Annotated in this window: 13 protein-coding genes; 5 read left to right on the top strand and 8 right to left on the bottom strand. The window is 27.4% G+C overall.

All coding sequences use genetic code 11. The annotated features are described in order from the left end of the window. Window positions 1–10 precede the first annotated feature (10 nt). Together BQ2505_RS08920 and BQ2505_RS04415 are read left to right on the top strand one after the other, a co-directional pair. Window positions 11–1,216: a hypothetical protein gene (locus BQ2505_RS08920; RefSeq protein WP_235817368.1), complete on the top strand. Its 1,206-nt coding sequence runs from the start codon at window positions 11–13 to the stop codon at window positions 1,214–1,216. Window positions 1,217–1,246: 30 nt separating this feature from the next. After that, window positions 1,247–1,813: a hypothetical protein gene (locus tag BQ2505_RS04415; RefSeq protein ID WP_074016566.1), complete on the top strand. Its 567-nt coding sequence runs from the start codon at window positions 1,247–1,249 to the stop codon at window positions 1,811–1,813. Between the two features lie 288 nt (window positions 1,814–2,101). Here the strand turns inward: BQ2505_RS04415 and corA are convergent, their stop codons facing one another. Continuing rightward, entirely contained in the window at window positions 2,102–3,157 is a 1,056-nt protein-coding gene (corA, locus tag BQ2505_RS04410) for a magnesium/cobalt transporter CorA (protein ID WP_074016565.1), read from the bottom strand. A gap of 284 nt (window positions 3,158–3,441) precedes the next feature. On the opposite strand from corA, the gene hpf reads away from it, so the two are divergent. Next, window positions 3,442–3,987, top strand: a complete 546-nt coding sequence (hpf, locus tag BQ2505_RS04405) for a ribosome hibernation-promoting factor, HPF/YfiA family (RefSeq protein WP_074016564.1) — start codon at window positions 3,442–3,444, stop codon at window positions 3,985–3,987. 292 nt (window positions 3,988–4,279) lie between these two features. On the opposite strand, the gene BQ2505_RS04400 is transcribed toward hpf, so the two are convergent. The 7 genes from BQ2505_RS04400 to BQ2505_RS04370 form a co-directional block, all read right to left on the bottom strand. Continuing rightward, the gene (locus tag BQ2505_RS04400) at window positions 4,280–4,990 is read right to left on the bottom strand and encodes a glucosaminidase domain-containing protein (RefSeq protein ID WP_074016563.1); all 711 of its coding nucleotides are present in this window, start codon (window positions 4,988–4,990) and stop codon (window positions 4,280–4,282) included. 105 nt (window positions 4,991–5,095) lie between these two features. Beyond that, window positions 5,096–5,395: a hypothetical protein gene (locus BQ2505_RS04395; RefSeq protein WP_074016562.1), complete on the bottom strand. Its 300-nt coding sequence runs from the start codon at window positions 5,393–5,395 to the stop codon at window positions 5,096–5,098. 17 nt (window positions 5,396–5,412) lie between these two features. Then, a complete protein-coding gene (locus BQ2505_RS04390; RefSeq protein ID WP_143403559.1) occupies window positions 5,413–6,435 on the bottom strand; it encodes an ABC transporter permease in 1,023 nt (340 codons plus the stop codon). Between the two features lie 52 nt (window positions 6,436–6,487). Continuing rightward, window positions 6,488–7,516, bottom strand: a complete 1,029-nt coding sequence (locus BQ2505_RS04385) for an ABC transporter permease subunit (protein ID WP_074016560.1) — start codon at window positions 7,514–7,516, stop codon at window positions 6,488–6,490. Continuing rightward, window positions 7,509–9,098, bottom strand: a complete 1,590-nt coding sequence (locus tag BQ2505_RS04380) for a sugar ABC transporter ATP-binding protein (protein WP_074016559.1) — start codon at window positions 9,096–9,098, stop codon at window positions 7,509–7,511. Before BQ2505_RS04380 ends, BQ2505_RS04385 begins: the two co-directional genes overlap by 8 nt. Window positions 9,099–9,280: 182 nt before the next feature. Continuing rightward, a complete protein-coding gene (locus BQ2505_RS04375) occupies window positions 9,281–10,513 on the bottom strand; it encodes a DUF3798 domain-containing protein (RefSeq protein WP_074016558.1) in 1,233 nt (410 codons plus the stop codon). A gap of 441 nt (window positions 10,514–10,954) precedes the next feature. Next, window positions 10,955–12,193: a DUF3798 domain-containing protein gene (locus BQ2505_RS04370; protein ID WP_074016557.1), complete on the bottom strand. Its 1,239-nt coding sequence runs from the start codon at window positions 12,191–12,193 to the stop codon at window positions 10,955–10,957. A 194-nt stretch (window positions 12,194–12,387) separates the two neighbouring features. Here BQ2505_RS04370 and BQ2505_RS04365 point away from each other — a divergent pair, with 194 nt between their 5' ends. Beyond that, entirely contained in the window at window positions 12,388–13,641 is a 1,254-nt protein-coding gene (locus BQ2505_RS04365; RefSeq protein ID WP_074016556.1) for an FtsW/RodA/SpoVE family cell cycle protein, read from the top strand. A 52-nt stretch (window positions 13,642–13,693) separates the two neighbouring features. Then, a complete protein-coding gene (locus BQ2505_RS04360; RefSeq protein WP_074016555.1) occupies window positions 13,694–13,882 on the top strand; it encodes a DUF896 domain-containing protein in 189 nt (62 codons plus the stop codon). The last annotated feature ends 6 nt before the right edge of the window (window positions 13,883–13,888 follow it).

Raw genomic sequence — 13,888 nt, 5'->3', positions numbered from 1 at the left:
AGGGGGATTAATGATAATGGAAGTATTTGAAAGCTTTATTAAAGGATTATATCTACTTTTTTCAGAAACAAGTATCTTGATTTTTATTATTCTTTCAATAGTTATTTTAATAAAAGAAAGGATAATAATTGATAATTTTAAGTTTATAACTTTTATTCTTTCCCTAACTTTTCCTTTTATTCTTTTATTTTTAGTAAAACTTTTCTCAACTAATTTTTCTTTGGATGATTGGTTAGGGTTTCTGGGAAGTTATTTAGGAATAATTGGAACTTTTGGAGCATTGTATTGGAAATCTAATTTAGAAAAAAATGAAAAAAATAAGCAAATAGACAGTTACATTTCCTATATTATTAAAAAAAACAAAGAAAATTTTGATAAAAATTTTAAAAATCTAAATAAATATTTATATGAGATTTCTTCAATTTATACAGATAATGATAATAAGATAAAAAAATATTCTTTTGATTTACCAAATTTTCATAAGAATTTTATTGAAAATAATTTTGAATATATATTAACTTTGCCAAGAGGAAATGATTTTATTACACTGTATAACATATTAACTAAAATTAACTCCTTAACTTCTAATTTTATAGAATATTTAGAAAGAGAAAGAGAAGCACTTACAAAATATGATAACCATAATAATACATACTCTTTCTATAAAGAATATGAATTTGCTTTAGATAATCCTTATAGTGATGATGTTAAAGAGTATATGGTAAATAATTTTCATAGAAGTGCTGAAGATGAAATTGATTATTATTCTTTTTATTTTCAAGGTTTTATAATATTTAAATTACAAATGACTTCTTTGATAATAGAAAATTACAATAATGACAAAATTCTTGAAAATATATTAAAACAAATAGAAATCATTCCACAAATGAAAAATTATAATGAACAAGAATTTGATTTTTTCAAGCCTTTTCAAAATTTAACTTCAGAATATGTAAAAACTTTAACTGAAATAAATGAAGAAAATAAAATGTTAAAAGCGCTAACTTTTGATTTACTATTTAGAAAATATCAGCTAAATTTAATATTATTATTTTCTAATTTAGTAGGGAAGGTAGCACAATACTTTATTTGTTCCCCTTTTTATAGAGAAGTTATGAAAACAAATCAAGAATTAAAATATTGTGATTTTTGGATAAAAGAATTTATTGAAACATTTATGGAATACTGTAAAATTTTAAATAAATTTAATGAATAATTTTATAAAATATTTAAGAAGGAATTAAAGATGGAAAAGAAAAAATCTGATAATAAAACGATAGAAAACGAAATACTAAAAAATATAAAAATAGCAGTAGAAAAAATCGAAAAAAAGTTTTATAGTATAATTTCTATTAATGGTGAAGAAAGAATTAGAGAAAGAGTATTTTGTTATGAATTGTATCATCAGTTAAGATTGATTGAATTTAATTATAAATTTGATATTCATGGTGAATTAGTTAAAGCAGGATTTTATAATATTAATATAATCCCAGATTTTTTATTTCATAAACAAGGTTCTGATGACAATTATTGTATTATGGAAGTAAAAGGGGAACTTGATAGTAATGGAATTTATAAGGATTTTAAGACACTTAGCAAATTTTTAGGTAAACAGAAAGAAATTAAAGCTTATAAATTAGCTATATTTTTACTTTTTAATCAATCATTAGAAGCTTTTATAAATTTTTTAAAGAGAAATGGAAAAGTTACAAATTTAGATAAATATTCAGAAAAAATCATTATTCTATGTAAGAAGGATAAAAACTCTGAAATAGAAACATGTACTTTAGGAGAGATAAAAAATCAACTATAAACTTTATTTTTTAATTTATTTAAAATAACTATCAACAAATTATCAACAAAAAAAGTATAAGAATACAAAAAAGCCCTCAACTTTTTTCAAGTTCGGGCTTTTTTGTAGAAATTAAACTATAATTAAGGAAACGATACAAGATAATAATATCATTACTTATTTCTTTTGTCAAGTTTTTTTTAAAATATTTTTTTATCAAATTTTATTCTTAAAAAATATTTTGATTATATTAGAAAAAATTAACTATGTTTTTATTAAGAAAAATTTTAATTTCATAAATATTCTTTTTTAAAACCATTTTTTCTTCTTAAAATAAATAAGCATACCAACAACAAGTATCCCCATAAGAACTAATGTTAAAAAATACCCATAATGCCATTCTAATTCTGGCATATATTTAAAGTTCATTCCATATAATCCAACAATAAAACTTAATGGCATGAAAATGGTAGAAATAATTGCCAGTATTTTCATAACTTCATTCATTGTATTACTAATCATAGAATGATACAGTTGAATAAGTTCTGTAGCTCTATTGTTAAGCATATCTATAGTATCAAAAACTATTATTCCATGGTCATTTAAGTCCCCTAAATAATATTTCATATCCTCATGGAAATAAACAAGCATACTTCTTGTTTGAAGTTTTGATATTAATTCTCTAACTGGAGAAATAAATCTCTTTAAAACTAAAATATTTTGCTTTAAAGCAAGTATATTCTCAAGATCGTCTTTATCTGCACTTTCAATAAGTTGATTTTCTATAAGATCAACTTCATTTTCAACTTCATCAAGTATCAAAAAATAATTATCAACAATGATATCTATTAAAATATAAGCAAGATAACTAACATCTTTTGAAGCAAGTTTTGTCGTAGGATTTTCAAGCCTATTTCTTGCCGATTCAAACATATCGTAAGGTGTTTCTTGAAAAGTTATAAGTACATTATCTTTTATTATCAATGAAAGTTGCTCATACTGAATTTCCTTTGTAATAACTTCTAGCTGTAGCATCTTTAAAATAATAAGAATATAAGAATCCCTGTCATCAATTTTAACCCGTTGCTCCGGATTAACAATATCTTCTAAAGAAAGGGAATCTATTTGAAATATCTGTCCTATTTTTTTTACAATTTCTATATCATTAATTCCATCAATATTTATCCAAATATTCCCTTCAAATTCTAAATCAATATAAATTTCTTCTTCTGAAGAGAAAATGTCTTTTTTATAAAAACTTTTAGAGTAATAAATTACAGTAATTGTTATATTATTATTGGTATTTTCTCCTGTATAAATAACACTTCCAGGAAGAAGCCCTAATTTTCTATTTGAGTTTGGCAAAATACACCTCCCAATATTTTTTTATAATTATAACATACTTAAAAAAATATAAAAAATTTTTCTTGAAATAAGGGGAACAAATTTTATACTTTTCTATGAGTTAAAAAAGTCTCTGACGTCCGTATTAGTTCGAAGAGCCTGTGTTCATTGAGCTCGTAGAACTCATACGGCTGTCAAAAGACTAATTTTGGTTATTTAATTTATACTTTCTTTATAAATGAAAAATGGAATTTTAAAAAAATTTATGCTATAATAAGATATCAATAGAGGAAGGAAGTGGTTTTATGAAATTATCAATTTATGGAAGAAAAATTACTTTAACAGAGGCTATTAAAAAATATGCTCAAGAAAAAATCTCAAGAGTAGAAAAATTTAATGATTCTATCATTAAGATAGACGCTACTTTAACTGCATCAAAGTTAAAAACTGGGAATACCCATATTACAGAAATTTTAGCTTACTTAAGTGGAACTACAATAAAAGTAAGCTCAAAAGAAACAGATTTATATGCTTCTATAGATAAAGCTATCGATATCTTAGAAACTCAATTAAAAAAACATAAAGAAAAACATAGTAGAGCTAAACTTCAAGATAATAGTATGAAAAAAACTTATAGTTTTGATTATATAGCAGATGAAGAAGAAAAAAATTCTGATGAAAAAAAATTAGTAAAAGTTTTTTTACCTATTAAACCAATGGAAATATCAGAAGCTTTATTACAATTGGAAGCTCTTAATAAAGTCTTTTTTGCTTTTACAAATGTTGAAACTGGAAAAATGACAGTTGTTTATAAAAGAAAAGATGGAGACTATGGAGTTATTGAAGAATAGCGAACAACATAGTAAGCAAAAGCTATTTCTCTAATATTTTAATTAATAAAGTCCCTTGATAAATATGTTAGTTGCATGAGTTTAACTACAACTCTAAACTGGCATAAATATCAGGGACTATTTTTATTAGCTTTTAAATTTATATTCTAATATAAAGAAAGTCTCTTGATAGCTATATGAGCTCTTACTAGCTCAATAAACACAGGCTCTTCAAACTAATACGAACATCAGAGACTAATTTTGACTTTTAACTTTCCTATAAAAGAAAAAAAGGAGAAAAATCTCCTTTTTTTTACTCACCATCGTATTGTACTAAATTATTTTTTGTTATTATTTGTGTTAGTCTTTTTGAATATAGCCCTTTAACTTCAGAGTAATTTCCTAAATGTTGTATTAAACCTAAAGTAGTTTCCCCTTTATTTATAGCTTTTCTTAAATTAGAATAACTAGTATGTCTTGATAAAGTCATTATATAATCCATTAAAGAGTCCTCTAAACTTTCATATTTTTTATAAAAAGAATTTGGACCTGTTTGGACTGTTTTTTCTGGATCTCTCAAAGTAGTTCTTATAGCGAATAAGTTATTTCCTTCTTTAGCAATTTTAGCACTACCCCAACCACTTTCTAAGGAACTTTGTCCTAGTATAAAAGCTGTGGGTGGAACTATCATTTTATGCGCTAATTCATCTAAATCTTTCGATTTCACGTTATACTTAGAAAACATTTCTTCTACATATTCTTGTTCTTTTTGACTAAGAGTAACTTTTTTAGAAAGTTCCTTTACATATTCTTTATCTTTCGTTATCTTATCTCTAACTTTTTCAATTGCTGGAATAAGAGTATCAATAAAAATTTGTTTTTTTGATTTTCCTTTTATTTTTTCAAAATCCTTAGCCTGTGTAACCATTCCAGTACTAGCATCTTGATCCAAAACTATAGTTTCTTCAGCATATGAAAAAAATGATAAGCATAGAAAAATACAAGCAATAATATACTTTTTCATATATCCTCCTTCTATAACTTCGAGTATTATATCATATTTAAGATAAAAATACAAATTTTTATTTTTTTGATACATTTATTACATTTTTTAAACTTTTATTTCTGTTTAAAAACTATTTATTATATTAGAAACTTCTAAATTTTCACTATTTGAACTTAAATCTTTTTCAATAACTTTTCCATCTTCTGTCTTTATAAAGATTACTGAACTTATTCCTTTATAAACAATTCTAGCTTTCTTATTTGTATCTAAAACCTTATAAGGTTCTCCATCTACACTATATTTTACTGCTGATGTATAATTATTTTCTATTATAGCTTCGTGTTTCTTCCCTGTTATGTATAGAAATGTGGAAATTACAACAAAGATTATAATAATTATAAATATTTTTAATATATTTTTCATATTAAGCAACCTCCAATTTAAAATCCTATTGTTTTTTCCCTTTCTTTTTCTTTTTCTCTTTTTCTTCTCCATTCATACATAATTAAAACTAAAGCTATTATTCCATAAGATATGAAAACTCTAAAATATTCCCCTATTTGAGCAGAATCCATTAAAGTTTTTCCAGCTCTTGGTGCAACAACAAACATTGTGTGGAACAATATTACTCCTCCTATTGCATTCGGTATTGTAGCTCTTGCAACAGAAGCTCCCCCTATAAGTAGAGCTGCAACAGAAAACATTCCTATTTGTTCGTGTGAGTTGTATGTATTAATTGTACCTAAATTTTGAAGATATATCACTTGTCCAAAACCTGCAAGTACAGTTGATATCATAATTGCATAAATTCTAACTTTATTTATTTCAATACCTGCTGCTTTAGATACTTCCATATCTTGTCCTACTGCTCTCATATCTTGCCCTAATTTTGTTTTTCTAAACCAAATTATAAAGAAGCATAATAACACTATTAAAATTATAGTTAAAGTTGGTATTTGGAATCCAAAAATTTCAAAAGAGAAAGTCTTATCTAAACTTCCAGCTATATCTGTTAAATCAACAGTATTTTTTATTCCTCTTCCAGATGTTAAAAGCATAGTTTTATCTTGAACCGGAATTAAAGTACCCATTGAATAAAGAACAACTAATTGATAAACTCCGTTTATAAAATATCCTAGTATCATAGAAGTTATCATTTCTCTTCCTTTAGCTCTGTTTAATACCACACCTCCGACATAACCTAAAAGCATTGAAAAAGGTATTGATAAAATCATTGCTAAAAATATTCCTTGCAATCCTGCAATATGCCAATCAGTGACAAGTATTAGAGCTAATTGACCTCCCATTGCTCCCAAAACTATACCAAAATTTAATCCCATTCCTGCAACTATTGGAATTAAAAGAGACATTATCAAAAACAGATTTCTTGAAATTCTTAAAATCATTTCATGCAACAAATAACTAGCACTCAAACCAGAAAGCGGAAACATAATAAGTACCATTGCTAAAATTAAAATAGGCACACTATTATTTAAAAGAAAATTTTTCAATTTATTATCCACGAGCTCCGCCTCCTTTTCTTGTTAAAGCATATAGTATCATTCCATTAGATACTATTATTCTTATAGTTTCAGACATATCTGTTTTAATTATAGCATTTACAACTGTTGGAGTCATTGTAAGTATTCCTTGGAATAAAAACGTTCCTATCACAACATGCCATACAGTTACCTTATTTACAGAAGCTCCTCCTATTAATATTGCAGCTATTGCTGGGAAAGCCATATTAAATGGAGCTAAGTACAATTGAATGAAACCAAAACTTTGTTGATAAACAACAATTCCTATTGCTGCAAGTACAGTTGATATTATAACTGATTTCTTTCTACCTCTATCTGCATCAATTCCTGTTGCTTGAGCAAATTTTTCATTTTTTCCAACAGCACTCATTGAAAGTCCTGCTCTAGTTCTAAAAAATATCCACATTATAAAAGTTAAAATTATAAAAAATATTATTTCTCCTACTGGTATAAAATTAGAAATTGAACCAAAAATATTATTTAAAACATCTTTCCAATAACTTTCAACACTGATTGTTGTTCTAAGACCAGAACCACCATAAGCCCAAATCATATCTGCTTTTGTAAATGGTAAAACTAGCCACATAATACACATAAAGGCAACCGAAGAGAATCCTATATAAGTAGCTATCATCATTTCTCCACCTTTTACCTTATTTAATACAGTACCATAAGCCCAACCAAATATACAAGCAAATACTATACCAATCAAAATTGCAACAGTAAATCCTAAAAATCCTGTAAGTTCCAATTGTAAACTTATTAAAGAACCTAAAAGTCCAGCTTCAACACCTAAAGGCATACCAAAGTTCAAGCCTGCTCCAGACTCTATCATAGGCATTAAAGATAAAACTAATATTGCATTCATTCCAAATCTTACCATAGTATCTGACAATGCTGCCTTTATTGAGATTCCAACGAAAGGAGCAATTATATAAGTAGAAAGAAGAAATATTAAGATTATCAATCTTGGTAATCCAAATTTTTTAACTAAATTACTCATTCGTTTCCTCCTTTATTCCAGACATTAATTTACCAAATTCTAAAATACTAGCATTTGGAGATAAAATTCCTGCAATTTTACCTTCGTTCACTATGGCAATTCTATCACAAATACTTCTTAATTCCTCTATTTCAGATGAAGTAACAACTATAGTAGTTCCTCTTTCTTTGTTATATTCTTTCAAAGTATCCAAAACTAATTTTTTTGCTCCTACATCTATACCTCTTGTTGGTTCAGAGACAAATAAAAGGTCTGGCTCCATTGTGAAAGCTTTAGCCATACAAACTTTTTGTTGATTTCCCCCACTAAGTTCTACTACATTTTGTTTTTCGCTCATACATCTTATTTCAAGACTTTCTATGTATTTTTTTGCATTTTCAGTTACTTTTTTATCGTCAACTAAATCTAAAACTCCCAAAAATTTCTTAAAAAATTGATGTTTTATTTCCATAGCAGGGAAAGCTATATTTTTTTCAATACTTTCTTCAAGAAGTAATCCTACTCCTTTTCTATCTTCAGAAACAAAGAAAATTCCGTCTTTTAAAGGTACTAATGGATTATTTAATGCTAAATCCTTATCTTTATATGTCACTTTTCCTTTAGCTCTAAAAAGTCCCATTATTCCATTAGCAACAGCTATCTTACCTTGTCCCGCCATTCCTCCAAGTCCTAAGATTTCACCTTGTTTTATTTCTAAGTTTAAACCTTTTACCATTTCTCCTGGCATATCTACCCAAAGATCATCTATTTCCATTAAGTTTTTTGCATTTGATTCTATCTGAGAACTTTCAGTTGAAGAAAACTCAACTTTTCTTCCTATCATCCATTCAGTTATTTGGTTAACATTTGTATCTTTTGTTGAAATTGTATTTATAAGTTGTCCGTCCCTTAAAACAGTCACTTTATCTGATACAGACATTATTTCATTTAGTCTATGTGTTATGAAAATTATTGCTATTCCTTTTTCTGCAAGATTTTTCATTGTTGACAATAATATTTCTGCTTCATCTTCTGTAAGAACTGCTGTAGGCTCATCTAAAACTAAAAGTTTAGTATGTTCTCTTTCTATCTCACGGGCAATTTCTGTAAACTGTTTATAGGCAACAGCCATTTCATTGATTTCCTCTTTACCAGTCATACCAACACCTAATTTTGATATGGCTCCTTGAGCTCTTTCCATATTTTTATTTTTATCTATTTTATTGATAGATTCTCCAAATAAATATTCCATAATATTCTTTTTTGTAGATTCTCTATTTAAAACTATATTTTCACTAACTCTAAATCCAGGTATTAAAGAAAATTCTTGGTGTACCATACCTATTCCAGCATTTAGTGCATCAAATGGAGATGAAAAATTAACTTCTTTACCATCAAAAGATATTTTACCCTTATATCCTCCAGTTTCTTTTATAACATCCATTCCGAATATTATTTTCATTAATGTTGATTTTCCTGCACCATTTTCTCCAACTAAACCAAGTATCTCTCCGGGTTTTAACTCCAAATTGATATCTTTTAAAACTACATTTTCTCCAAAAGACTTAGAGAGATTTTCAATTTTCAGTAAGCTATCCGTCATTATAATCCCCCTTTAAACAAATAAAGTCTCTAACGTCCGTATTAGTTCGAAGAGCCTGTGTTTATTGAGCTCGCAGAACTCATACGGCTGTCAAGAGACTAATTTTTACTATTTAATTTTATACTTTCCTATAGAAAAATAAAGGAGGGAGATTATCCCTCCTTATTACTTATCACACTATACTATTTTAAATATTTTTCTGGTATTTTTTGAGAACTCATTCCTAAGTATCCTTTTCCAAAAACATATGTATCTTGGTATACAAAGAATGCATTCGAAACTTCTACTCCACTATTATCTTTCATTATACTTCCATTCCATTTTGATCCTGGAGTATAAGCATCAATAGCAGCTAATACATCTTCTAATGTAAATTCTGTTTGGTTATTTTGAACAGCTTTAACAGCTAAATTAGTTAATCCTTCAACAGTTGAGAATCCATATGAATAAGCCCATGTTCCCATTCTTCCTGAACCACCAGCAGCAACAACAGCTTTTTCTACTTTTTCAAGTATTTTTGGCCAGTTACCTTTTTCATCATCACTAAATTGAACTCCTAGAGCTCCAGGATATCCCATTGTTGGAGATGGTAAGTCAGCTTCTACAAAGTATCCTCCATGAGCAGCTATTTGTTTTAATAAAGGTTCTGTTTGAGCATCATTTGTTGCAAAGAATGCTGTATCTTTTCCATATTTTGCTATCCAGTTTGGAACTTGTTCTAATATAAATTGTTGTGCTCCTGGTACTCCAACATCACTTAATGGATCTGGAGCTGACATTTCTATATATTCCATTCCTAAATCTTTTGCTGTTTGTTCCATTATAGCTCTTCTTCTAGAAATAATTTCATAACTTAAATGTCTTGGGAAAGAAATGTGCATAAATTTCTTTGCTCCTAAGTCATGAGCTGCTTTTACGATTAAGTATCCTCTTGAAACTGAATCAGGATTTACAACAACATTTGCAACTTTACTCATTTGAACTGGATCTTCATGAGTATTATTTGCTATTAACAAAATATCAGGTCTTTTTTCTCTAATTGCTTTAAATGCTGAATAAGTTCCTGGTACTGATTCGGCAATAACAATAGCTTTCATTTTAGGATCATCAGCTAGTGATGTAATTAAAGATATTGTTGTTTCTTGTTCTTGCATAAAGTTATCTGGAAGAGTTATTACTGTAACTTTTCCCCCATCTTGTACATTTCCATATTCTTTAGCTGCCGCTTCAGCACCACGTGAATTATCTTCTGATTGAGATACAGAAGGAGTAACTATCCCTATATGGAAATCTTGATTTGCCTCTCCTGCAACTGCTTGTTGTGCTGCATCATCAGTTGGAGCTTTTTTACCACAAGCCACAAATAACATTGTGAAAACAGCTAAAAATACGAATAAAATTTTTTTCATCTTCATACTAACCCTCCATTTTTTCGAAATTATTTCTAATTTCTTTTCTTTGTTCTATTTTAAAATTTTTTGTTATTATATATCTAATCGAAACATAAGTCAATAGTTTTTTTTTACTTTTATAACATCAGAAAATACCGACAGTATAAAAATGAGAGTTTATCTTTTTAGACATTCTTTTCTAAAAAAATATACAGTATTAATTCTAAACATTTATAAGATAAATAAAGTCTCTTGACAGCCGTATGAGTTCTACGAGCTCAATAAACATAGGCTCTTCGAACTAATACGGACGTCAGAGACTAATTTTGCTATTTATTTTTATACTTTTCTATAAAAGAACAAAACAAAAAGTGAGTATTTTATTTTAGACTGTCAAAAAATCTTGAACATAAGATTATAGATCCCTCATACTCACTTATTTATTTTTTATTATACATTATATTTTTATTTAAAATATTTTTCTGGTATTTTTTGAGAACTCATTCCTAAATATCCTTTTCCAAGTATATATGTATCTTGATATACAAAGAAAGAATTTGAAACTTCTACTCCATGAGTATCTCTCATTAAACTTCCATTCCATTTTGACCCATTTGTAGAACTATCTAAAGCTTCTAATATATCTGTTAAAGTAAATTCTTTTTGATTATTTTCAACTGCTTTTATCGCTAATTCTGTCAATGCTTCAGCTGTTGAAAAACTGTATGAATAAGCCCATGTTCCCATTCTTCCAGCTCCACCATTAGCAGTTATTTCTTTCTCTACTTTTTCAAGTATTTTTGTCCAATTTCCTTTTTCTTCGTCAGCAAATTGAATTCCAAAGGCTCCAGGATATCCCATTGTTGGAGATGGTAAATCTGCTTCTATAAAATATCCTCCATTTTTTGCAATTTGTCTTAGTAAAGGCTCTGTTTGAGCATCATTTGTTGCAAAGAATGCTGTATCTTTTCCATATTTTGCTATCCAGTTTGGAACTTGTTCTAATATAAATTGTTGTGCCCCTGGTACTCCAACATCACTTACTGGATCCGGAGCTGACATTTCTATATATTCCATTCCTAAATCTTTTGCTGTTTGTTCCATAACATCTCTTCTTTTTGCAATAACTTCATAACTTAGATGTCTTGGGAAAGAAATATGCATAAATTTCTTTGCTCCTAAATCATGAGCTGCTTTTACGATTAAGTATCCTCTAGCAATAGAGTCTGGATTTATTACAACATCAGCAACTTTACTAACTTGAACCGGATCTTCATGTGAGCTACTTGAAAATAATAATATATCGGGTCTTTTTTCTCTAATTGTTTTAAAAGCTGAATATGTTCCTGGTACTGATTCATTTATGACAATAGCTTTCATTTTAGGATCATCGGCTAACGATGTTATTAAAGATATTGTTGTTTCTTGTTCTTGCATAAAATTATCAGGTATAGTTACAACGTTAATTCTCCCACCATCTTGTACATTTCCATATTTTTTAGCAATTGCTTCTGCTCCACGAAAACTATCTTCTGCTTGTGAAACCGAAACAGTAACAACTCCTACATGAAAATCTTCAACTGCTTTGCTTAGTTCAGTTTGTTGTGTGTTAGCATCTTCAGTTGGAGCTTCTTTTTTACCACAAGCTATGAATAGCAATGTAAAAATAGCTAAAATACTAAATAAAATTTTATTAAATCTCATAAATCCCTCCAGTTAAAATAATTGCTAAATTATAACTGAAATATATTTTTTAGTCAAGGACAACAGATGATAATAAAGTTAAAAATATAAACTTATATGGATATCAAAAAATTATTTATATTAAAATAAATATAGATAGAAATAATAAATTTACTATGTTATAATGTAAATTATTAAAAAATTATGGAGTAAAGATGGATAAAAAAATAAATACTGATAATAAAATTTTAAATGAACAAACAATTTATAAACAAAGAAATGAAATAAAAAAAGAAAATGAAATCTCAGATAAAATAAAGAATATTAAAAACAAAAAAAATTCTATTATTATTCTTTATATTTTCTTAATTTTAATTGGTGTTGCTAACTTTTATAGTTCAGTGTCAAGATTTGATGCTACAACGGTTTCTAATAAAATGATTAAACAAGGTATAATACTTTTAGTAGCCTTTTTTACTTGTTATTTAACATCAAAAATATCATATAAAAACTTTTTAAATAAAAGAATAAGAAGTTCAATAACAATGTTTGGGATTATACTATTTTTAGTTGTTGCTTTTGCACCAATTCCTAGCATATTCCCAACTATAAATGGTGGAAAAGGTTGGATACATATAGGTTCTTTTAGTTTTCAAATTACAGAATTATTTAAAGTTCCTTTCATAGGACTCATTGCTTGGGCTCTATCTCGTGGAAAAAATGGAGGAAAGAAAGTTCCTTATTTAAAAAATTTTTTAGCAGTCTCAGTTTATACTGGTATTTTCTTTGTATTACTCTTGTTTTTAAAAGATTTAGGAACAGGCTTACACTACGTAATGATTGTTGCCTTTTTGATTTTCACTTCTGATATTACGGATAAATTCCTTATGGCTATAATTGCTAGTGGAGGTGGATTAGGTCTATTTATTCTAACAGCTGTATACAATTTTGGCTCTGGATACAAGCAACATCGTGTAAAAATTTATTTAGATGGAATCTTTAAAGATGTATATGATAGAATGGAAGCTTTTCAAATATACCAATCTCTTATAGCTTTTGGAACTTCTGGTTTTCTTGGAAAAGGATATGGAAATGGTGTTCAAAAGTATAACTATATCCCAGAAGTTGAAACAGACTTTGCTATCGCTACGTTTGCAGAAGAAATGGGATTTTTAGGTGTTATTTCACTTTTACTTTTGTTTTTTGTTATGTTTTTCTTAATTATGAATATATCTGATAGTACAGAAGATTACTTTGCTAAATATTTCGTAACAGGTATAGCAGGGTATATTATAACTCAAGTTATAATAAATATTGGAGTTGCAATAGGTTTAATTCCTGTATTCGGAGTTCCACTTCCATTTATAAGTTCTGGTGGTTCTTCACTTATAGCTTTATCAGTTGCAATAGGAATTGTTATAAATATTAGTAATTCAAGTGCAAAAAATCTTGAAACTTTGACAAAATAAAAGACTGATGTTATAATTTTTTGAATTTAATTATGAAAGGAAGTGTTTCCTTGTGGAAATGAAAGATATTATAGAAAAAGTAAATTTCTATGCTAGACTTAGTAAAAAAAGAAAACTAAGTGAAGAAGAAATTAAGGATAGGGAAGTTTACAGAAAATTATATCTTGAGCAATTTAAAAATCAAGTTAAAAATCATTTAGAAAGTATAGAAATCGTTGACGAAAAAGATTTTAAAAACTAAGGGGTG

The sequence above is a fragment of the Fusobacterium massiliense genome, assembly GCF_900095705.1.
Lineage (GTDB): Bacteria > Fusobacteriota > Fusobacteriia > Fusobacteriales > Fusobacteriaceae > Fusobacterium > Fusobacterium massiliense.
This window is presented reverse-complemented; position numbering and strand designations above follow the sequence as displayed.